Consider the following 21,155-nt stretch of genomic DNA (forward strand, 5'->3'; position numbering starts at 1 on the left):
GCATGATGCAAGCCGGTTCCGGCGCGCTGTAGGGCGTGGCGACAATTTGATATGCGCAATCGAGGCGCTCCGGAAAGGGCGCCTCGATTTGTAGAGCTGCGGAAGTTGTGACCGTTACGCTATACGGTCCACCGTTAGCCGATGATGCGAGAGCGCTCGGCGTTTTCGACTGGTTTATGCAAACGAAGTCTGGGAATATACAAGGCGCATGTCTTATTGTCTAACCAGTTGCGCCAAGGAGGCACCATGGACTACAAGATTACTGGCTACGAGCCCGCCCAGCTGTTCCATTTCTTTGAGGAGATCAGCGCGATCCCCCGTGGGTCTGGCAACGAGAAGGGCATCAGCGATTTCTTGGTTGCGTTTGCCAAGGAGCGCGGCCTCGACGTGTATCAGGACGAGGTCTACAACGTCATCATTCGTAAGCCCGCATCTGCCGGCGCCGAGAATGCCCCGACCGTGATGCTGCAGGGCCACATCGACATGGTGTGCGACAAGCTTGGCTCCGTTGAGCACGACTTTACGACCGATGGTATCGACCTGGTCGTCAAGGACGGCGTCCTCACCGCTAACGGCACCACCCTGGGCGCCGACAACGGCATTGCTGCCGCTCTGATGCTCACCGTGCTCAACGACGATTCGATTGCTCATCCGGCCCTCGAGTGCGTGTTCACCACCGACGAGGAGACTGGCCTGGTTGGCGCCGAGACGCTCGACAAGTCCCAGATTAGCGCCCGCACCATGATCAACCTCGATTCCGAGGAGGAGGGCGTGGCCACCGTCAGCTGCGCCGGCGGTGTCGTCGTTACCTACACCTGCCCGATCGTGCGCGAGCACAAGACCGGCAGCACCCTTACGCTCGAGATCTCCGGCCTGCTGGGTGGTCACTCCGGCGCCGACATCCACCTGGAGCGCGGCAACGGCAACCTCATCATGGCCCGCATCATCGACCGCCTGATGGTTGCCGGCGAGCCCGCCATCGTCAGCTTTAACGGCGGCACTAAGGACAACGCCATCAACCGTGAGTGCAAGGCCGAGCTGGTCTACACTGATCACGCTGCCGCCGAGGCCGCGGCCCAGATCGCAAAGGGCATCATTGCCGACGTCACTGCCGAGCTCGAGGTCTTTGACCCCGGCTTTACCTGCACCGTCGAGATTGCCGACGACGCCGAGGTCGAGGCCATGGATCAGAAGTCCGCGCTTGCCCTCATCCGCGCCCTGCGTCTTGCCCCTAACGGCGTGATTCGCCGCAACGTCGCCACCGACGGCTCCGTCGAGGTTTCCTCCAACATCGGTGTGGTTGCCACTTCTGACGACGAGGTCAAGATCATGCTGTCCCCGCGCTCCTCGATTACCTCGCTGCAGAACGAGTTCAAGGACCGCCTGCAGACGCTGGCCGATGTCCTGGGCTTCGACGCCAAGTTCGAGTTCGAGTATCCCGGCTGGAGCTATGCCGAGCATTCGCCGGTCCGCGACATCTTTGTCGAGAGCTATCGCGAGCTCTTTGGCTCCGAGCTGCGCATCGAGTCCATTCACGCCGGCCTTGAGTGCGGCCTGTTTGCCGAGGCCCTGCACGGCCTGGACGCCATCGCCGTGGGCCCGACGCTCTCCGATGTCCACACCCCGGACGAGAGCATGGAGCTCGCTTCTGCCGAGCGCTTCTACGAGCTGCTCATCGACGTCCTCAAGCGCCTCGCTGCGTAAAGGTTGCGCTAGCAGCAGTCCGAGCCACGTGCTAGCGGATTGCAAATGACATTATGAGAGGGGGCATCTGAGCTTTTGCGACGGGTGCCCCCTCTCTTCTTTTAAGAAATGGGAAATTGATTGGCGTCTAGCCCATATCCGCCTTGATGAGGCCGATGGTGCGCTGGCAGTTTTCGCGGACGGGGCCGAGCATATGCTCGCGCAGGTCCGCCATGCCGGGCAGGTCGGCATATTCGTCCATGACCTCTTCCATGCAAATGGGTACCTCGTAGGCGAGGTCCATCATGGCCGCAAAGCAAAACTTCTCGGATAGCCCGGCATCGGTAAGCGCCGCCTCCAGCGCGGGGTCGCCCATACCGTGGTATCGGCGGATAGCGCCTGGACCGATGCGTCCCACACGGTTTTCGCCGCCAACGCTCATGGCAAGGCGCGCTCGGCGGCGCATGCGCTCATATGCCAAACCCGATGCGACATCGTACATTCGAGCCATCATGGCTGCGCCGTCGTTTCCAAGGAGCAGGGAATAGTTTTTCGCATGCGCATCCGGTGCGCCGATAATGGCGTTGAAGAACAGTATTTGCGTAAACAGATACAGGTTAAGTTGATGGTGGCTCGTATTTATGAGGAGCTCTTGAATGTCGCGGGTGGTCGGGCCGCCGTCTGCCGTGTACTTTTGGGCGGGCATCACCCCAAGTGCCTGGCAGAGGTCTTCTTGATGTAGGCGCCTGATCGTTCCGTCTTCGACTTTCATGCGGTCATAGCGCTCAACAATGAGGGCAGGTTCGTCCTCAAACATACGATATTCGACGTTTGCCGTTGCGATACCGGCGCGCTGGGCGCTTTTCATGCAGACAAACTCATTGAGAGCCTCGAGTTTAAATCCGATAACGCCATTTTTGAAAATATGCGTCGTGGGCGAGGAGCCCACACATTCGCACCAGCGACCGTCTATGAGTGCGAGTGCGAACTTGCCCTGGTTGCCTCCAAGTGACCAACTTTCATCTAGACCCATCCACGATGCATCGCGGTCATCTCTGATCGACTTGAGACGCAGCGCAATCTCGTGATCGCCTATAGGGCGGTATTCGCTGGTGCGATGCAGGACGGCGTTGACGTCTTCTTCGGCACAAAACTGCACTCCACCCGGACAGTCAAGTCCGATATGGCTGAGTAGCGCAACGGCATTGTTGGGTCTAACGTCGAATTCGGCAGCAATCGCTTTTCGCTGATCCTCGCTGTCGGGTAGAAGGCCAAACAGGTACGGATTCATGACCTGTTGTCCGTATGTGCGATTCGATACGGGTATGTTGGTCGATAGGGCTGGCCCGTCATAGTCATGATCGTAGGTAAAGCTGATAAGACCGTTCTCATCTTGCGTGAGCGTTCCCGCAGGTACGCCGCAAATAATGGTCCGAAGTGATGTTCTGGCCATTGGCTATTTCCCGTCAGGCTTTGGTTGGACAGATGCGTTTGCGGCAATCGAGACTCCGAGATTGGACATGGCGAAATCTGCGAAGGCTTTGTCGTAGAGTTCAGACGTAAAGGGGGCGTCTGCAAGAACCGGAATGGCGGCGCAGCAACGGTAGCTATGAGAGGGACGTTGAGCGCGATGGCGTCTGGGGGTACTGTGAGGTTGCAAATCGGCACGCGGAACGTTGGCTGATTGCTCATTTTTCGTTTCGCCTATATCCCCTTGAGCGGCGAGCGCCAGTCCGAGAGCATTGAAGATTGCCAATAGCTTGTCGAGTCGAATGCCGGTGGCATCTCCTAGCTCGAGCGATGCGAGCAGGCGCTCCGAAACACCGGCTTTTTTAGCGAGCGCCGCACGGGTGATTCCCTGTGCCTCGCGTGCCTGGCGCACGTAGATGCCAGCTTGGCGCGGTGTGGTGATGGGAAGGGTATCCACGGCGATCTCCTAACGTGCAGACTTTTGCATATTAGTATGACATGCAAAAGTCTGCACGAAAAGGCCCATGCAAAACTCTGCATGAGACCTCATACGGACGTTTAGTTTTGAAGGGTGTTTTACAGCACCAAAAAACCCAAGTGTTCCAGCAGGATCTTGAGGCCGATAAGGATGAGCACGACGCCACCCACGATGGTGGCGGGTTTTTCGTAGCGCGCGCCAAAGGTGTGGCCGATCGCTACGCCGGCGACGGAGAAGATAAACGTTGTGACGCCGATAAGCGATACAGCGGGCACGATGTCAACCGAGAGCGCGGCAAACGAGATGCCCACGGCCAGGGCGTCGATTGAGGTGGCGATGGCGAGGATCAGGTACTCGCCCAGTTCAATCTTCTCGGCATCCTTGCCGTCGTCTTCATCCTCGTCTTCGGTAAAGGCTTCCCACAGCATTTTGCCGCCGATGAAGGCGAGCAGGATAAAGGCGATCCAGTGGTCGATGGGGCCGATGATGCCCATAAACTGGCTGCCAAGCGCCCATCCGATTACGGGCATGCCGGCCTGAAAGCCGCCAAAGAACAGGCCGAGCACCACGGCGACTTTAAGGTTGATCTTTTTCATGCCGAGACCTTTGCAGATGGAAACGGCAAAGGCGTCCATCGAAAGGCCAACGGCGAGCAACACGAGCTCTGCGAGTCCCATAGTCTGGCTCCCTCTCTGCGGGCGGGCCCGCGTGTACCTCTTGAGGGAGTAATAAAAAAGACCCGTGGCGTACGCGTTGCGCGCACAGCCACGAGTCTCGTTCATTAAGGCAAGCCAGGCCGCATCGGCCAGTGTGTTGACTTACCGCGCCACCGGAGGCGAATCCGGTCACGCGACTACTCCCTCATTTATGCGAATCCCGATGCTACCACATGAACAGCTGATTTGGGTTGGGCTCTCAGCTGTGTTCGCTCATTCTGTAAGCATCGGATTTCGCAAGCGCCGCAGGGACAAACCGTGAGAAACTATTTAGCGTTTATGGAGCGTATACGATGGGAGCGATGCCTTGGATAAGAACGAGCTGCAAAAGCGTATGGAACAGGCCATCCGCCTGACGGCACCTGGTCAGCCGATCCGCACCGCCCTCGACATGATCATCGCCGGTCACCTGGGCGCCCTTATCTGCGTCGGCGACACCGAAAACGTGCTCGCTGCCGGTAACGACGGCTTCCCGCTCAACATTTCGTTTACCTCGAACCGCCTGTTCGAGCTTTCCAAGATGGACGGCGCCATCGTTATCGATGGCGACCTCACCCAGATCCTGCGCGCCAACTTCCACCTCAATCCCGATCCCTCGCTCGCCACGAGTGAGACGGGCATGCGTCACCGTACTGCCGCTCGCATGTCGGTGCTCACCGATGCCATCGTGATCTCGGTCTCGGCCCGTCGCGCCGTCGTTAACGTGTACGTTCACGGCAAGAGCTACGAGATCCAGCCCGTCACCACCATCATGAGCTCGGTCAACCAGCTCGTCGCCACGCTCCAGACTACCCGTCAGTCGCTCGATCGCTCCCTGCTGCGCCTGACGGCCCTTGAGCTCGACGACTACGTCACGCTCGCCGACATCACCGGCATCTTCTCGAGTTTCGAGATCATGCAACAGGCAAAGACCGAGCTTAAGGATTGCATCGTCAAGCTGGGTAACCAGGGCAAGCTCGTGCAGATGCAGCTCGAGCAGCTCGCGGGCTCCAGCATGGATACCGAATACGACTTGATGATCCGCGACTACGCAAGCGATTCCTCCGAGGCAAACGCCGAGAAGATTCGCGCCGAGCTGAGCCGCATGACGCCTAAGGACCTGTCCGACCCGCAGCATGTGGCGGCGGTTCTGGGCTATGACGACCTGGACGAGGACTCCGTCATGACGCCGCTGGGCCTGCGCACGCTTTCGCGCGTGTCCGTCGTGCGCGACGGCGTGGCCGAGAAGATCGTCGACGAGTACGGCTCGCTGCAGGAGCTCATGGATGACATCAGCGAGGATCCGGAGCGCCTGGGCGACTTTGGCGTTAACAACCCTGCCATTCTTGCGGACTCCCTGTACCGCATGAAGGGCACCAAACAGGGGAACGCATAATGGCGCCCGTATGCGCCGTGGTCGTTGCCGGTGGCAGCGGCCAGCGCTTTGGTAACCCCGGCGGCAAGCAGCTCGTCAATGTAGCGGGCCGTCCGCTTATGAGCTGGTCCATCCGCGCGTTTGACCGTAGCGATAAGGTCGGCCACATCGTCGTGGTTTGCCCTGCCGAGCGCCGTGCCGAGATGCGCCGCCTGGCCATTGACCCGTTTGACTATGACACGCCCATCAGCTTTGCCGATGCCGGCGATACCCGTCAGGATTCCACCCGTGCCGGCGTGCATGCGGTTCCGGCGGGTTTCGAATATGTCGCCATCCACGACGGCGCTCGTCCGCTCATTACGACCGAGGCCATCGACCACGCTATCGACGTGCTCGTGAGCGACCGTGCCCTCGACGGTGTCGTGTGCGGTCAGCCCGCGATCGACACGCTCAAGATCGTTGACGGCGATAATATCGTCGAGACGCCGCCGCGTGAGCTCTACTGGGCAGCGCAGACGCCGCAGATCTTTAGCGTCGATGCTATGAAGCGCGCCCACGCTGCAGCCATTGCCGAGGGCTTTATCGGTACCGATGATTCGTCGCTGGTCGAGCGCATGGGTGGGCGCGTCCGCTGCGTCCAGAGCCCACGCGATAACCTTAAGGTGACGGTGCCCGAGGACCTGCGTCCCGTAACCGCGATTCTGCTTGGCCGCATGGCCGAGGGAGAGGACCTTCCCCATGTTCAGTAACCTGCGCATTGGCCATGGCTACGACGTTCACCGTCTGGTGGAGGGGCGTCGATGTATCATCGGCGGTGTCGACATTCCCTACGAGCGCGGCCTGCTGGGCCACTCGGATGCCGATGTGCTCGCGCACGCCTTGGCCGACGCCATTCTGGGCGCCTGCCGTGGGGGAGACATCGGCAAGCTATTCCCCGACACCGATCCCGCCTACGAGGGTGCCGATTCGATGGTGCTGCTTGCCCGCGTGATGGACTATGCGCGTGAGCTGGGCTTTGAGTTTGTCGATGCCGATTGCACCATTGCCTGCCAGCAGCCTAAGATCACCCCGCATCGCGATGCCATGCGCGCCAACCTTGCCCATGCCCTGGGCGTTGACGTCGAAAACGTGGGCGTCGCCGCCACTACGACCGAAAAGCTCGGTTGGGAAGGCCAGGGCGAGGGAATCGGCGCCTGGGCCGTCTGCCTGCTACAGAAAACCGTTAAGGAGTAACGAATGCGTATCTACAACAGCGCTACCCATAAAAAGGAAGAGTTCCAGCCCATCGAGTCCGGCAAGGTCCGCATGTACGTGTGCGGCCCCACGGTCTACGACAACATCCACATCGGCAACGCCCGCACGTTCATCAGCTTTGACGTGATTCGCCGCTGGCTCATCGCGAGCGGCTACGAGGTCACGTTCGCCCAGAACCTCACCGATGTCGATGACAAGATCATCAAGCGCGCCAACGAGCAGGGCCGCACTGCCGCCGAGGTCGCGACGGAGTTCTCCGACAAGTTCATCGGCGTCATGCGCGCCGCCAACGTGCTCGATCCCGATGTGCGCCCCCGCGCCACCAAAGAGATCGGCCCCATGATCGCCATGATCAAGACGCTTATCGAGCAGGGCCACGCTTACGCCGCCGATAACGGCGACGTGTACTTTGCCGTGCGCAGCGATCCTAACTACGGTCAGGTCTCGGGCCGCAATATCGACGACCTTATGGTTGGCGCGCGCATCGAGGAGAACGAGGACAAGAACGACCCGCTCGACTTTGCCCTGTGGAAGGCCGCCAAGCCCGGCGAGCCCAGCTGGCCGAGCCCCTGGGGCGAGGGCCGTCCCGGTTGGCACACCGAGTGCGCCGCCATGGTGCATCGCTACCTGGGCACTCCGATCGACATCCACGGCGGCGGCTCCGACCTTGCCTTCCCGCATCACGAGAACGAGTGCGCCCAGGCCACCTGCGCCTGGCACCAGGGCTTCTCCAACACCTGGATGCACACGGGCATGCTGCTGGTAGACGGCGAGAAGATGTCCAAGTCGCTCGGCAACTTCTTTACGCTGGCCGAGGTCCTCGAGCAGCACTCCGCTGCCGCCCTGCGCCTGCTGATGCTGCAGACGAGCTATCGCTCGCCGCTCGACTTTTCTTGGGAGCGCCTGGAGGGTGCCGAGAACTCGCTCACGCGTATCGCCGGTACGGTCGAGAACCTGCGTTGGGCCGCGAACCACGCGACGGCCGATGCCGACGAAGCGGCTGCCGAGGCGTTTGCCGCCAAGGCCGCCGAGACCCGCACCACCTTTAAGGAGTGCATGGATGACGACTTTAACACCGCCGGTGCCATGGGTGCTGTCTTTGGCTTTGTGACCGAGTGCAACCAGTACCTGGAGCAGGCGGGCGATGCTGCCGACAAGGCCGCTGCCCTGGCCGCCGCCGATACGCTGGTCGAGCTGCTCGATACGTTTGGCGTCGAGCTTCCCGAGCCCAAGGTCGAGCTGCCGCTGGGCCTGCTGGGCGTTGCCGCCGGCCTGGTCGCCTACACGGGCGACGACGTGGACGAGGCTGCTGCCAAGATTCTCGAGGCCCGCGCCGAGGCCCGTGCCGCCAAGAACTGGGATCTGGCCGACGCCATCCGCGACCAGCTCAAGGACCTGGGCCTGACGATTGAAGATACCGCCGCCGGCACTCGTATCAAATCTCTCTAATCCCCGCGGGTTTCCCAAGCACCCGACCGCCCGAGCCACGGCACCTTGCCTTTCAATCGTCGGGCATGACCTCAAGGTCTATGCCCTCCTCTTTCAAGGCAATCTGCCGCACCTCGGGCGGTCGGTCTATTTGTTTCGTTTGATAGTTGTATTTAGGAGGTCGCTTTATGGCCGACAATCGCAAGCGTGCGCCTCGTGGCGGCAAGCAGGCTGCTTCTGGCTCGCGTCCGATTCGCCGCAATGACCGCGCTGCCGCTCCCAAGGGCCAGCGCGATCGCGCCCGGGCCGCACGTCCGCAGCGCGATCGCAACCGCGACGCTGTCCAGGCTCCCAAGGGCGAGTTTATCGAAGGTCGTCGTGCTGCCGCCGAGGCGCTACGCACTGGTTTTCCCATCAAGTGCGCGCTCATTGTCGAGGGTGGAGAGCGCGATGCCGCCTTGTCGCGCCTGGTCGACGACCTCAACGCCGCGGGCGTCCGCATTAAGTATGTGCCGCGTGCGCAGCTCGACGCACTGTCGAGCCATGGCGCTCATCAGGGCATCGCACTCGAGGTTGGCAACTTCCCCTATGCTGATGTCGCCGATATTCTCGACCGCGCAGGCGAGGGCCCGGCACTTGTCGTGGTGCTCGACCACGTGACTGACGACGGCAACTTTGGCGCCATCGTGCGCTCCGCCGAGGTTGTGGGCGCGGCGGGCGTCGTCATTGCCAATAAGCGTGCCGCCGGCGTGACCGTGGGCAGCTATAAGACCTCAGCCGGTGCCGTCATGCATCTGCCTATCGCGCAGGTTCCCAATATCGCCCGTGCGCTCGACGATTTTAAGGCCGCTGGTTTTTGGGTGGGCGGTGCTTCCGAGCACGCCGAAGGCAGTTGCTGGGATGCTCCTTTCGAGGGCCGCGTGGCGCTCGTCATGGGCTCCGAGGGCGACGGCATCTCGCGTCTGGTGCTCGAGAAATGCGACTTTTTGACCAAGCTTCCCCAGCGCGGTATGACCGAGAGCCTCAATGTTGCCCAGGCGACCACGGCGCTGTGCTTTGAGTGGCTGCGCCGCAACGCCGGCGAGCTGATGGGGGAGGAGTAGCGCATGTCCAAAAAGAACCGTGCCAAGTCCAAGGCCAAGCGCTTTGGCGAGGGCTCGGCCAAGCCGATTGTTTCGGCCGCGACCTATGGCGTGGGCGGCAATGTGTTTGCGCAGGCTATCGCCGACCCAGTCTCGACGGTGCACTCCAACAAGCCCGAGCTGCTGGTGGTCGACGGTTACAACGTGATCCACTGCACGCCGCGCTACGAAAAGCTCGTCTACGACCATTCCGACGATCCGTATTCCAGCGACGTCCACGATATGGCGCGAACTGCACTCATCAACGACGTCGCCGCGTTTGCCCAGGGCCGCTACGAGGCCGTGATCGTGTTCGACGGCGCGGGCAATATCTCCAGCGAGCGCCCCAACCTGCCGGCCCGCGGCGTGCGCATCGAGTTTTCGCCGACGGGCGTCTCTGCCGATACCGTGGTGCAGAAGCTCTGCATCGAGGCACGCGAGGAAGGTCGCGCGTGCTCCGTGGTATCGAGCGACGGCACGATCCAGGCCGTCGTCATGGGCAAGGGCGTTACGCGCATCTCGAGCCGTATGCTGGTGGACGAGATCAAACAGATCGATAACGACGTTCACGAGGCCGAAGAGGCCCCGCAGATCAAGATGACTCTGGGCAGTCGCCTGAGCCCCGAGGCGCTGGCAAAGCTCAAGGCCCTCCGCGGGAGGTAGGGGAGTTGGCGGGGCGATGCTGTCTCGCTAACTCCATTCAGCGATGTCGATCATTCTTTTGAGGCGCCACGTTAGCGCCTCTTTTAGATAAGGCAGTCTCGCTGTTAGAGCATCGTTTTTAGACAGAATCTCGATTGCCTCGTCAACGAAGCCTTCGAGTTTGTCGCCGTCAAACCAGCCCATGTCCTCGACGAGCAACATCTGTTTGGCGGGGCTTGAATGAAATTGTGCGCTGGTAAAACTGTGCTCTCCCGCCCTAAGCTCCTCTAGTGATATGTTGCACCAGAGTGATGAGCCCGAATCGAAGATGGGGGCTGGTCTGCAGGCCAGTGAGTTGACGTTTCGCACGAGGCCGAAGTTGCGCCAATGACGGTCGTAGTTGGCAATGATGTCATCGCATACGATCATGCGGTCAAGGGCGTCTTTTATATCTGTCGCTCCAAGCTCCTCGCTGTTTGCTACATACCGTTCGTAATCGGTTAGTCGCTCGTCTGCATTTGCATGCTGGTTTACATAGAACGCAGGGACATATTCTTCTTCGTCAGTTAAGAAGACATTGCATGTGCTCAAGGCGGAAGTACCCGCGCCTTCGAGCGAATAGGGTACATAATCGCAACCGTTTAGGATGCGACGGTGAAGTGCAGTCGCCACCAGCTCGTTATAAGGTTCCTGGTTTAGATGTGCACCTGCCTTGTGGAGGATTCGACGGTCACCCTCGCATGTCCAGTACTTTTGAAGATTGCCGTCCGAGGTGTTGTCAGGCTTTGCGGCAGCTGCCTTACCCTCCGGGGCGAAGGGTGCAATGGTTAGCGAGACGTCGTCAAAAGCATTATTGAAGAAATTGATATCTTCCCACGCGAGACCGGAGTCTTGGGGCCTAATCCAATACTGGTCGGATAAGGAGAGGCCAAGATTTCGCTGTACGAGTTCATCGGGAACATCGACTGCGGCTTCTGCAAGCAGGGAGGCTAGCCCAATGCGTGCGAGCGGGATACCGCGGCCGCGCCACCAGATGCGGAAGGAGTCGAGCGATGCAGGTTTGCTGGGAGCAAAAACTCCAATAGGGGCGTGGGCACGATCGACGTCGGCGCCGATGTGGGTGAAGTCTTTCCGTGATCTGCTGTAGACCAGCTGGGCCACTTCGTGCGTGCGGTTCATGAGGGTGAATGCGATCTCGCTCTTACCGTGGCCGCGGCGGGGACGTCCCCCCGTTTTGGTCGCGGAACGGAGTCGCGTGTCGACGCTGCCTTTGTCGATGAGCCATACACCAGAAGCCTTGCGGGCCTCAAGTGCTCCGTTTTTTATGAGCTCCTGCACCCTGCGCGGAGTGATGCCGAGCAGCTCGGCTGCTTCCTTTGTAGTCAACATCGAGAAACCCTTCGCTAGAACGAATAGTTTTATATAGCCAATTGTAATTAAAACTATTCGTTCTAGCGAATAGTTTTGAAATTGAGGGCGAACCGACAGAAATGAACGGGGCTGGTACCTGTTGTTGCTGGATTTTGCATATTTGTATAACGCCGTGTGGCCTGTTGCGCCCCGTCCGCAATTCCTTTATCCTTAACAGGCTTCGCGCGAAAGCGCCAAGTGTGCCAGTGTGGCGCAACGGTAGCGCAACTGATTTGTAATCAGTGGGTTGCAGGTTCGATTCCTGTCACTGGCTCCATGAGAGTTTCGGGCTCTGTTCCCTTGTGGGACAGGGCCCGTTTCTATTTAGGTGGTGCGCCATCGGGTCAGCGCCCATTCCGTTTTCGGTTTGTCTCGTCCTCCAGTTTGTCTAAATCTGTAACACCAAGACCGATATTTGGCATCTAACTGTTACAGATTGAGATGAAACTTAGGGTGTTTTAGGAATATCTTGATCTGTAACATGTAGAAGCGGAATAGGCCTCTTGCTGTTACAGATCGAGACAAGGGCGGGTGCGGACCTGGATGTCCTGCTCGAGCGTGGATTTCTGGACACGCGAGAGAAGAAAAACTTTCGACCGGAGAACGAGCGTGGATAATTAACTTGGATGGGGAGCTAAGGTAAACACCGATTGTCTATCGAAGGCTTTAGAAACAACGACCCCGATTTCATTGTGGAATCGGGGTCGTTTGTGCCTCAGGAATCCGAATGGATTAATCGAGCCCCTAAGGGACTTCTTGGGTTCTTGCTAACGGTCTGCCGAGGATGTCCCCAATGCAAACAGCGGGCATTTACTCAATATAGTTGGGATTCTTCTTGATAATCACGCGTGCAGCGATGAACGAGACGACGATGGCGATGACGGCGACAACGCACGCCAGTACGAAGTTGCTCATGGATCCATCGGGAGCGATAAAGATCAGCGCAGAAAGAAGACCGGGGCATGCTCCCGCAACATACTCCTTCAGGACGAAGATACCTGCAGGGAGTCCCGCGCAGAGGGCGCCGATTGCCGTGCCGACAAGCAGGCGGGGACGCTCGATGAGGCAGCCGTAAAATGCGGGCTCAGTTACGCCGCAAAGTGCGGTGACGGCAACCGTGGTGACCATACCTCTCTTCTCCTTGTTGCCTTTCATTGCAGTTGCCAAGGCGAGACTCGTGCCGCCAATGCAGAGGTTTGAGATGAAGCCAAAGATGATGGGCGCCCAGCCGAGCTGCGCCAAGCTCGTAACTTCGATCGCGATGTAGGCCTTATCAAGACCGAGCATGACAAAATAGGGGTTAAGGGCTGCAAGGATTGGAGTAGCGATAAATGCCACGTTATCCATGAGCCACGTGGCGGCATCACTCAGCGCGTAGCCCATCATGCTGCCGGCGGGGCCGAGGATAATCAGCTCAACAGGCACGACGATGAACATGGTGAGCAGCGGTTTCAAGAACAGTTTGGTAATGTCGGGGATGATTTTCTGAAGACCGCGATCAACAAAGTACATGAACACAACGCCCAGTACGATTGGCACCACCGTGCTCGAGTAGTCATTCGTCGGGATGGGGATGCCAAGAAAGTCGAGACCCTCAGCACCGCTAATAGACGAGCTAATCATGATTGCGCCCAGCAGTGCGCCCATGATAGGCTGCATCTTCATGACGGCGGCGAGCTGATAGCCGAGGTAAACGGGCAGGAAGCTAAATGAGGCGCTGAAGATCGCCAGCAGAACCTGGGCGGTTCCGCTATCGGTGCTCAATCCACAATAATTGACCAGGAGATTCTTGATCGAAAGAATGAGTCCGCCAACGATGAGCGCCGGGACGATGGGCATGAATACCTGTGCAGAGACGTTCCCGAATTTCTCAATCAAGCCCATGGCGGTGTTACCGCTTTTAATGCCTTCTGCAAGGTCTTTGGCGGTTTGGGCATCGTCGGCAACCGTGCCACCGCCGACTTCGATTCCCGCGAAGTCGAGGAAGTCGTTGTAAGCCTCGGTGACGTTGGGGCCGATGATCACCTGAAGCTGGCCACCGCTGACTACTGCCCCGAGCGCCTGGTCGGCCGATTTGGCGAGCTGGAGATCGATGATCGAGGTGTCTCGTGCGTCGATGCGAAGGCGCGTCGCACAATGAGTTACCGATGTAATGTTTTCTTTGCCGCCAACAGCCTTTAGGACTGTTTCGGACATTGCCTGATATTTCATCTCTTTCTCCTAACCTTCCTGCTCCTGATACTTCGAGATAAGGTCTCGGTACCAATACCAGCTCTTTTTGGGGGTGCGCTCCAGATTGTTCTCGAAGTCGATATGGACAAGTCCGTATCGTTTTTCGTAGCCGTTGATCCAGCTATACAGATCCATCGTCGACCAGAGGTAGTAGCCCTCAACGCGCGCGCCGTCGCGCTTAGCCCTCATCATGTGCTCGATGAACTGGCCCAGAAGCTCGATGCGGTCATCATCGTGGATCATTCCGTCTGCGTCTGGTTGCTCATAGGCGCCATGTCCGTTTTCCGTAATAAAGATGCGGGGCGCGTCATAGCGCTCGTGGACATCCATGATGGTTGAATACATGCAACTTGGGAGTATTTCGCGGCCCCATTTATTGCGGGGAACATTGCTGTCGCGGGCGCTTTCAAACAAGGGCGCAATGCATTTTCCTTCGACCTTTTTGCTCGAACCGCCCTTATTGTTCGCCGAAACGGCAAGCTCTCCACCGTGCCAGTCGGTTACATACTCTCGGCAATACACGTTGAGTCCAATAAAATCGACTTTACCGTCTCTGAATTCTTCTACGTCATTTGGGGATCGATAGAGCGAGACGCCAAGTTTTTCAAGGATTTCGTCCATTTCTGGCGGCAGTTGACCCTGAAGCGCTGGTGCCAGAATCATGCGATTGGCGAAAAAGTCTGCGTATCGAAATACGTCATCGGGGTGCTCGGTTGCCGGGTCGAGTTCGACAACGCCGCCATCGTGGACGGCGCCGATGATGCCGTCGTAGCCCATTTGACGATATGCTCGGACTGCGAGTGCGCTTGCGCGCATCAGGTTGTATTGAAACTGCATGTACGACTGAACGTCGAGCGATCGATTGGGGGGATAGTTGCCCAACATGTTTACGCAGTAGCTGTAGAAATGCGGCTCGTTAACGGTAGCCCAGATTTTGACGCGGTCTCCAAAGCGCTCAAAGCAAATCTCGGCGTATTTGCAGAACCACTCTGCCATGTCGTTGTTCAGCCATCCGCCTTTGCAAGCAAGCGTGAATGGCAGATCGTAATGGAACAGCGTAACGTTGGGCTCTATGCCATTTTCGAGGCAGCAATCAATGACTCGATTATAAAAATCGATACCCTCTTCATTCACTTCGCCGATACCCGTGGGGATGATTCGACTCCATGAAAGAGAGAAGCGATAGGTGTTTTGTCCGCCTTCTTTCATCATGCGGATATCTTCTTCATAGCGATGGTAGAAGTCGCAAGATACATCACCGTCAACATGGTTGATGTTCTTATTGCTTGTGTGGTTAAAGAAATCCCACTCGCCGAGGCCTTTGCCGTCTTCGTTCCAGGCACCCTCGCACTGATAAGACGCCGTGGCGGAACCCCAGAGAAACGGCATGTTGTTCACGTTGCCCATGAATCCCCTTTCCATCATTCAACACGGTGGATACGTGTGACGGAATTACGATTAAGATGACGTCAACTGATTTGAATCATAGGAGAACGACCAAAGCTGTTTGATTCAATAAATGAACCATAATATCGAGGAGGGCGGAAAGAGGGATCACGTGAATATCAATGACTTCGATGTGCTCAATCGCATTAGCTCCATCATCAACAGCGAGTTTGGGTCAAACGATGCCGCCATCGCTCGATATCTCATCGCTCACATTAGGCGTTCGAGCGAAATCAATGTTGCCGCAATAACCCGCGATGCATTCGTGACCCGTTCCGCTGTTCGTCGTTTCTGCAATCGATTGGGCTACCAGTCTCTTAGCGATTTGAAAGAATCATTTACTCAATCAGTTTTTCCAAGCGACTTAAGCCATCGAGAGGAGGAATATGGCTACGAGGAGTACAGGGCAGAGCTCGACGTTCGCATGATCGAGATGTTCGCTGAGGTTGAAAGCGGCGTGTCCGATATCGCTATCAAGCACCTTGCCGACGAAATTGATGGCCATAAAAACGTTGAAATCTGGTGCACCAATAATGTGAGCGCCAATCTCGTACGATTTCAGCAGGAAATGTTTTATGCGGGCAAGATAGTTCGCATAGTTGCTGGGGCTAACGTCGCGGAATTGAAAAACATGGGAGACGCTTCGCAGTCATTGATAATTCTCGTATCGGTCTCCGGGCTATTTGCGTCACAGGCGCGTGAGTATCTTGATTGCCGTTCGGGCAGGAAGATTCTAATTACTGCGTTTAGCAACGATGACAAATCGAGGTCTTTTGACCGTGTATATCGTCTTGGTAATGCGGGAAACGGAATTGACCGACTCGGCGTTTATTCGAAATACGCCATAACTTATTTATTCGACTTGCTATCGTCGTGTTACTTGAGTCGCTACCCCTGCACCAAGGGGGAGCCGCTCTATGGGTCTACTTTGGCCTGGCCCGAGTAGTTGCGGCTCTTTAGTTCTCCCGCCTGGAGAATGAGCGTGGATAATCTGCCGCTTTGGCCTTAGGGCCGCGCTAAAAGTGGGAGATTATCCACGCTCGATCGTGTCGTGGAAGCCCGATCGTGACCTATGTAATAGTGCAAGAGGGTCGGTATCGAAGGTCGATGGTGCAGATGTACTCCACCGTGCCAAAGTATTCCCTCGGGAAATGTCACCAGCGCAGCCAAATCCACCGTCCTTCATATCCAAACTCAGCAAAAACGCAGGTCAAAGGTATGTAGATACGCCCGGCACCGTGTATCTAGAGGTTTTCGTTGACAGCCCCCAAGGTGGCATCGTATTATCTTCTTCGTTCGCGGGGGCGGCGGTCCAAAAGACCAAAGGACCTGCGGATACTTGAACGATTGGGAGTTTGCCCGAGTGGTTAATGGGGACGGGCTGTAAACCCGTTGGCTCTGCCTACATAGGTTCGAATCCTATAGCTCCCACCCGTCAAGTGCCTGTATAGCTCAGTCGGTAGAGCACTTCGTTGGTAACGAAGAGGTCACCAGTTCAAGTCTGGTTGCAGGCTCCATCCGGCGGTGTAGCTCAGTTGGTTAGAGCACACGGTTCATACCCGTGGCGTCACTGGTTCGAATCCAGTCACCGCTACCATAGGTAACACGGTGGCTTCTCAATAGTATGTTGAGAGGCCACTATGGTATAAAGGCAAAGTCCCGTCCGGGGACGACCTGTTAAGAGGAGGGCTTTATGGCCAAAGAGAAGTTTGAGCGCACTAAGCCGCATGTTAACATCGGCACCATTGGTCACGTCGACCACGGCAAGACCACGCTGACCGCTGCCATCACCAAGGTTCTCTCCGAGACCGAGGGCTGCAAGGCTGACTTCACTGCGTTCGAGAACATCGACAAGGCTCCCGAGGAGCGCGAGCGCGGCATTACGATTTCCGTCTCCCACGTCGAGTACGAGACTGCTGCCCGTCACTACGCTCACGTTGACTGCCCGGGCCACGCTGACTACGTCAAGAACATGATCTCCGGTGCTGCTCAGATGGACGGCGCTATCCTGGTCATCGCCGCTACCGACGGCCCCATGGCTCAGACCCGCGAGCACATCCTGCTCGCCCGTCAGGTCGGCGTTCCCTACATCGTCGTCTTCCTGAACAAGTGCGACATGGTCGACGATGACGAGCTCATCGACCTCGTCGAGATGGAGACCCGTGAGCTCCTCTCCGAGTACGATTTCCCCGGCGACGACATCCCCGTCATCCGTGGCTCCGCTCTGGGCGCTCTCGAGGGCGACGCCAAGTGGATGGACGCCATTCGCGAGCTCATGAAGGCCGTCGACGAGTACATCCCGACGCCTGCTCGTAACAACGACCTCCCGTTCCTGATGGCCGTTGAGGACGTTATGACCATCTCCGGCCGTGGTACCGTTGCTACTGGCCGTGTCGAGCGCGGTGAGCTCAAGCTCAACGAGCCCGTCGAGATCGTCGGCATCAAGGATACCCAGAACACCGTCGTTACCGGTATCGAGATGTTCCGTAAGTCCATGGACTTCTGCGAGGCTGGCGACAACGTCGGTCTGCTGCTCCGCGGCATCAAGCGTGAGGACATCGAGCGCGGCCAGGTTCTCTGCAAGCCCGGTTCGGTTACCCCGCACACCAAGTTCACCGGCGAGATCTACGTTCTGACCAAGGAGGAGGGCGGCCGTCACACCCCGTTCTTCGATGGTTATCGTCCTCAGTTCTACTTCCGTACCACCGACGTTACCGGTACGGTCAAGCTCCCCGAGGGCACCGAGATGGCTATGCCTGGTGACCACATCACCATCGAGGGCGACCTCATCCACCCGATCGCCATGGAGGAGGGCCTGCGCTTCGCTATCCGCGAGGGTGGCCACACCGTCGGTTCGGGCATCGTCTCCACGATCATTGAGTAAAATTAGCTCTTTGATATAGCTGACTTAGAGAACCCGGCACTTATATGGGTGCCGGGTTCTTTTCTGCAATGGATATTGAGCCGTTGCTGGTGTCGAGAGGATCGATAATGGTCCTGGATGCACCGTCGATTAGCTCTCGATGGCTTCATTGATGTGTTCCAAATATGAATGGATCCACCGAGAACCAATTGACTCGAGGTTTTCATTGACAGCACTTACGTGGAGCTGATAAAGTAACAACTCGTGCCCGTACGGGGCGGAAATGAAAGGTTCAGGATACATGCGTACTCTAGTTACTCTTGCGTGCACTGAGTGCAAGCGCCGCAACTATACGACCACCAAGAACAAGTCGACCATGCCTGATCGTATGGAGATCAAGAAGTATTGCCCCTGGTGCCATCACCACACGCTGCACAAAGAGACTCGCTAGTCTCTAGTCACATACGCCAGTAGTTCAATTGGTAGAGCATCGGTCTCCAAAACCGAGTGTTGAGGGTTCGAGTCCTTCCTGGCGTGCCAGTCATTATTCCGTAAGCTCCCACTTGGGGGCTTACGGTTTACTCATGTATAAGCGCATTGCGCGGAGGTAACCCAAATGGCCAACAAGAAGAACAAGAAGAAGGCTCAGCAGCCGGCACCTGCCAACAAAGCTGCCGCCAACTCCAAGGTTGAGGCCAAGAAGGCCGTTGCCAAGAAGAACGAGAAGGCTGCGAAGTCCAAGAAGAACGAGAAGCCTGGTTTCTTCGCCCGCACCAAGAAGTATTTCGCTTCGGTCAAGTCCGAGATGAAGCGTGTCACGTGGCCCGATAAGAAGGAGCTCGTGAACTACTCGGTAGTCGTTTGCGCTTCTCTGGTCGTCGTCGGCGTCGTCATCGCTCTGCTCGATGCTGGCTTTGGCGAGGCTCTTGCTCTGTTCTCTGGATTGAGGGGCTAAACCATGTCTAAGCGTTGGTACGTCGTTCACACTTACTCCGGATACGAGAACCGCGTAAAGTCCGATCTCGAGCATCGTATCGAGACCATGGGCATGCAGGACCGTATCTTTGATATCGAGATTCCTATGGAGCGCGTCACCGAGATTAAAGAGGGTGGCAAGCGCGAGACCAAGGATTCCAAGATCTTCCCGGGTTATGTTCTGGTCCGCATGGAGATGGATGACGATGCTTGGACGTGCGTTCGTAACACGCCCGGCGTCACCGGTTTCCTAGGCGGCAACGGCAAGCCCGCTCCGCTTTCCCGCGACGAGTACAACAAGATGACTCGTCGTCCCGGTAAGGGCGATTCGCCCAAGCGCACCTCGGTTGATATTCAGGTCGGCACGTCCGTCCGCGTCACCGATGGCCCGCTTACCGACTTTGATGGCAAGGTCTCCGAGGTTAACACTGAGGCTGGCAAGCTCAAGGTCACGCTGATGATCTTTGGCCGTGAGACGCCGGTCGAGCTCGACTTTAACCAGGTCGCTGTCATCGCTTAAGTTTTTGTCCGTTCGCGCGAGCGTGCTTCTTCTGTGACTGCTCATCTCAGGAGTGCTTCTAACACGTGCGTGCTTACGATATAGCAAGTACTTCACACTCGTGATTCGAAAGGAATGACCATGGCTGAGAAGAAGGTTGCCAACGTCATTAAGCTCCAGATTCCTGCTGGTGCAGCAAACCCCGCTCCTCCCGTCGGTCCCGCCCTGGGCGCTGCTGGCGTGAACATCATGCAGTTCTGCCAGGCCTTTAACGCCGAGACGCAGGACAAGAAGGGTGACATCATCCCCGTTGAGATCTCTGTCTACGAGGACAAGTCCTTCTCCTTCATCACCAAGACCCCGCCGGCGGCTCACCTTATCAAGAAGGAGTTGAACCTCAAGTCTGGTTCCGCTAAGCCCCAGGCTGACAAGGTTGGTCAGCTCTCCCAGGAGCAGCTCACCAAGATCGCCGAGATCAAGATGCCGGACCTCAATGCCAACGACATTGACGCCGCCAAGAAGATCATCGCCGGTACCGCCCGTTCCATGGGCGTCACCATCGTTGAGTAGCGATTTCTTATGGTAACGGCGGGTGCTCCGACCGGGGCGCCCGTTAAATGTGTGCAATAGGGCACACGATACGATGTGGGAGGGCTCACGCCCGTTTAACCACAGGAGGTAATGCACATGGCTAAGCATGGTAAGAGCTATAACGCCGCTGCCGAGAAGATCGACCGCGCCACGCTCTACACCCCCCTTCAGGCTGCCAAGCTCATCAAGGAGCTCGACACCGCCAAGTTCGACGAGACCGTCGAGGCTCACTTCCGTCTGGGCATCGATACTCGTAAGGCTGACCAGAACATCCGTGGTTCCATCTCCCTGCCCCACGGCACCGGCAAGACCGTTCGTGTTGCCGTCTTCGCCGAGGGCGAGAAGGCCCGCGAGGCTGAGGCTGCCGGCGCCGACATCATCGGTTCCGACGAGCTCGTCGCCCAGATCCAGAAGGGCGAGATCAACTTCGATGCCGCTATCGCTACGCCGAACATGATGGCCAAGGTTGGCCGCATCGGTAAGATCCTTGGCCCCCGTGGCCTCATGCCGAACCCCAAGCTCGGCACCGTGACCATGGACGTCGCCAAGATGGTCTCCGAGCTCAAGGCTGGCCGCGTTGAGTACCGCGCCGACCGCTACGGCATCTGCCACGTGCCCCTGGGCAAGAAGTCCTTCTCTGAGCAGCAGCTCGTCGAGAACTACGCTGCCCTGTACACCGAGATCCTGCGCGTCAAGCCCTCTTCTGCTAAGGGCAAGTACGTCAAGTCCATCTCCGTGTCTTCCACCATGGGCCCTGGCGTCAAGGTCGATCCTGCTGTCCAGCGTGACTTCCTGGCTGAGTAACTGCTAGTTACTGCCTGAGCAAAGCAAGCATTGCTAAAGAAACCCGGTTCCGCCTCGTGTGGGACCGGGTTTCTTGCTATCTCGGGCCAAAACCACCACAAAGGGGACAGGCACCTTTGTGGTGGTTTTGGCACTTTGGCGTCAATGTTATGGCATCGCAGCGAGCCGGTTCCAAGTGCCCCAGGTCGC

20 protein-coding genes and 5 tRNA genes are annotated in these 21,155 nt (G+C 57.7%); 19 read left to right on the forward strand and 6 right to left on the reverse strand.

Annotation, left to right across the window (positions count from 1 at the left end):
• Positions 1–246 precede the first annotated feature (246 nt).
• Entirely contained in the window at positions 247–1,704 is a 1,458-nt protein-coding gene (locus ABHR75_RS01775) for an aminoacyl-histidine dipeptidase (RefSeq protein WP_346963493.1), read from the forward strand.
• A 127-nt stretch (positions 1,705–1,831) separates the two neighbouring features.
• On the opposite strand, the gene ABHR75_RS01780 is transcribed toward ABHR75_RS01775, so the two are convergent.
• The 3 genes from ABHR75_RS01780 to ABHR75_RS01790 all read right to left on the reverse strand — a co-directional run bounded on the left by ABHR75_RS01780 (position 1,832) and on the right by ABHR75_RS01790 (position 4,308).
• The gene (locus ABHR75_RS01780; protein ID WP_346963494.1) at positions 1,832–3,136 is read right to left on the reverse strand and encodes a type II toxin-antitoxin system HipA family toxin; all 1,305 of its coding nucleotides are present in this window, start codon (positions 3,134–3,136) and stop codon (positions 1,832–1,834) included.
• Positions 3,137–3,139: 3 nt separating this feature from the next.
• Complete coding sequence (locus ABHR75_RS01785; protein WP_199574364.1) at positions 3,140–3,610, reverse strand: helix-turn-helix domain-containing protein; 471 nt, start codon at positions 3,608–3,610, stop codon at positions 3,140–3,142.
• A gap of 119 nt (positions 3,611–3,729) precedes the next feature.
• Positions 3,730–4,308 (reverse strand): manganese efflux pump MntP, encoded by a 579-nt coding sequence (locus ABHR75_RS01790; protein WP_346963495.1) that lies wholly within the window; start codon positions 4,306–4,308, stop codon positions 3,730–3,732.
• A gap of 373 nt (positions 4,309–4,681) precedes the next feature.
• Here ABHR75_RS01790 and disA point away from each other — a divergent pair, with 373 nt between their 5' ends.
• From disA to ABHR75_RS01820, 6 genes are all read left to right on the forward strand, one after another.
• Positions 4,682–5,722 carry a DNA integrity scanning diadenylate cyclase DisA gene (disA, locus tag ABHR75_RS01795; RefSeq protein WP_369796797.1) on the forward strand — a complete coding sequence of 347 codons (1,041 nt, stop codon included), beginning with the start codon at positions 4,682–4,684 and terminating at the stop codon, positions 5,720–5,722.
• Positions 5,722–6,450: a 2-C-methyl-D-erythritol 4-phosphate cytidylyltransferase gene (gene ispD / locus ABHR75_RS01800; RefSeq protein ID WP_035137545.1), complete on the forward strand. Its 729-nt coding sequence runs from the start codon at positions 5,722–5,724 to the stop codon at positions 6,448–6,450. Before disA ends, ispD begins: the two co-directional genes overlap by 1 nt.
• A complete protein-coding gene (gene ispF, locus ABHR75_RS01805; protein WP_006234975.1) occupies positions 6,440–6,934 on the forward strand; it encodes a 2-C-methyl-D-erythritol 2,4-cyclodiphosphate synthase in 495 nt (164 codons plus the stop codon). The genes ispD and ispF overlap by 11 nt, the downstream gene beginning before the upstream one ends.
• Positions 6,935–6,937: 3 nt before the next feature.
• Positions 6,938–8,404, forward strand: a complete 1,467-nt coding sequence (gene cysS / locus ABHR75_RS01810; RefSeq protein ID WP_227790774.1) for a cysteine--tRNA ligase — start codon at positions 6,938–6,940, stop codon at positions 8,402–8,404.
• A 167-nt stretch (positions 8,405–8,571) separates the two neighbouring features.
• Complete coding sequence (rlmB, locus tag ABHR75_RS01815; protein ID WP_346963496.1) at positions 8,572–9,486, forward strand: 23S rRNA (guanosine(2251)-2'-O)-methyltransferase RlmB; 915 nt, start codon at positions 8,572–8,574, stop codon at positions 9,484–9,486.
• Between the two features lie 3 nt (positions 9,487–9,489).
• Positions 9,490–10,167 carry an NYN domain-containing protein gene (locus ABHR75_RS01820; RefSeq protein WP_346963497.1) on the forward strand — a complete coding sequence of 226 codons (678 nt, stop codon included), beginning with the start codon at positions 9,490–9,492 and terminating at the stop codon, positions 10,165–10,167.
• A 27-nt stretch (positions 10,168–10,194) separates the two neighbouring features.
• Here the strand turns inward: ABHR75_RS01820 and ABHR75_RS01825 are convergent, their stop codons facing one another.
• On the reverse strand, positions 10,195–11,535 hold the full coding sequence (locus ABHR75_RS01825; RefSeq protein WP_346963498.1) for a DNA-binding protein: 1,341 nt from the start codon (positions 11,533–11,535) through the stop codon (positions 10,195–10,197).
• A 223-nt stretch (positions 11,536–11,758) separates the two neighbouring features.
• On the opposite strand from ABHR75_RS01825, the gene ABHR75_RS01830 reads away from it, so the two are divergent.
• Positions 11,759–11,833, forward strand: a tRNA-Thr gene (locus ABHR75_RS01830).
• Positions 11,834–12,366: 533 nt separating this feature from the next.
• Here ABHR75_RS01830 and ABHR75_RS01835 read toward each other — a convergent pair.
• Positions 12,367–13,767 (reverse strand): PTS transporter subunit EIIC, encoded by a 1,401-nt coding sequence (locus tag ABHR75_RS01835; protein WP_346963499.1) that lies wholly within the window; start codon positions 13,765–13,767, stop codon positions 12,367–12,369.
• Between the two features lie 9 nt (positions 13,768–13,776).
• Positions 13,777–15,195 (reverse strand): glycoside hydrolase family 1 protein, encoded by a 1,419-nt coding sequence (locus tag ABHR75_RS01840; protein ID WP_118079329.1) that lies wholly within the window; start codon positions 15,193–15,195, stop codon positions 13,777–13,779.
• A 151-nt stretch (positions 15,196–15,346) separates the two neighbouring features.
• On the opposite strand from ABHR75_RS01840, the gene ABHR75_RS01845 reads away from it, so the two are divergent.
• The 11 genes from ABHR75_RS01845 to rplA all read left to right on the forward strand — a co-directional run bounded on the left by ABHR75_RS01845 (position 15,347) and on the right by rplA (position 20,966).
• A complete protein-coding gene (locus ABHR75_RS01845) occupies positions 15,347–16,180 on the forward strand; it encodes a MurR/RpiR family transcriptional regulator (protein WP_158567231.1) in 834 nt (277 codons plus the stop codon).
• 403 nt (positions 16,181–16,583) lie between these two features.
• Positions 16,584–16,665, forward strand: a tRNA-Tyr gene (locus ABHR75_RS01850).
• A gap of 10 nt (positions 16,666–16,675) precedes the next feature.
• Positions 16,676–16,751, forward strand: a tRNA-Thr gene (locus ABHR75_RS01855).
• Positions 16,752–16,754: 3 nt separating this feature from the next.
• Positions 16,755–16,831 (forward strand) — tRNA-Met (locus tag ABHR75_RS01860).
• A gap of 96 nt (positions 16,832–16,927) precedes the next feature.
• A complete protein-coding gene (tuf, locus tag ABHR75_RS01865) occupies positions 16,928–18,118 on the forward strand; it encodes an elongation factor Tu (RefSeq protein WP_035137538.1) in 1,191 nt (396 codons plus the stop codon).
• A gap of 280 nt (positions 18,119–18,398) precedes the next feature.
• Positions 18,399–18,548 (forward strand): 50S ribosomal protein L33, encoded by a 150-nt coding sequence (gene rpmG / locus ABHR75_RS01870; protein ID WP_346963500.1) that lies wholly within the window; start codon positions 18,399–18,401, stop codon positions 18,546–18,548.
• Between the two features lie 13 nt (positions 18,549–18,561).
• Positions 18,562–18,637: transfer RNA gene (locus tag ABHR75_RS01875), tRNA-Trp, on the forward strand.
• A gap of 76 nt (positions 18,638–18,713) precedes the next feature.
• Complete coding sequence (gene secE, locus ABHR75_RS01880; RefSeq protein WP_055285218.1) at positions 18,714–19,052, forward strand: preprotein translocase subunit SecE; 339 nt, start codon at positions 18,714–18,716, stop codon at positions 19,050–19,052.
• 3 nt (positions 19,053–19,055) lie between these two features.
• A complete protein-coding gene (nusG, locus tag ABHR75_RS01885; protein ID WP_006234984.1) occupies positions 19,056–19,592 on the forward strand; it encodes a transcription termination/antitermination protein NusG in 537 nt (178 codons plus the stop codon).
• Positions 19,593–19,712: 120 nt separating this feature from the next.
• Entirely contained in the window at positions 19,713–20,141 is a 429-nt protein-coding gene (gene rplK, locus ABHR75_RS01890; RefSeq protein ID WP_346963501.1) for a 50S ribosomal protein L11, read from the forward strand.
• 117 nt (positions 20,142–20,258) lie between these two features.
• Positions 20,259–20,966 (forward strand): 50S ribosomal protein L1, encoded by a 708-nt coding sequence (gene rplA, locus ABHR75_RS01895; protein WP_022093892.1) that lies wholly within the window; start codon positions 20,259–20,261, stop codon positions 20,964–20,966.
• Positions 20,967–21,155: the final 189 nt, after the last annotated feature.

This window comes from Collinsella aerofaciens (assembly GCF_039752955.1).
Lineage (GTDB): Bacteria > Actinomycetota > Coriobacteriia > Coriobacteriales > Coriobacteriaceae > Collinsella > Collinsella aerofaciens_BI.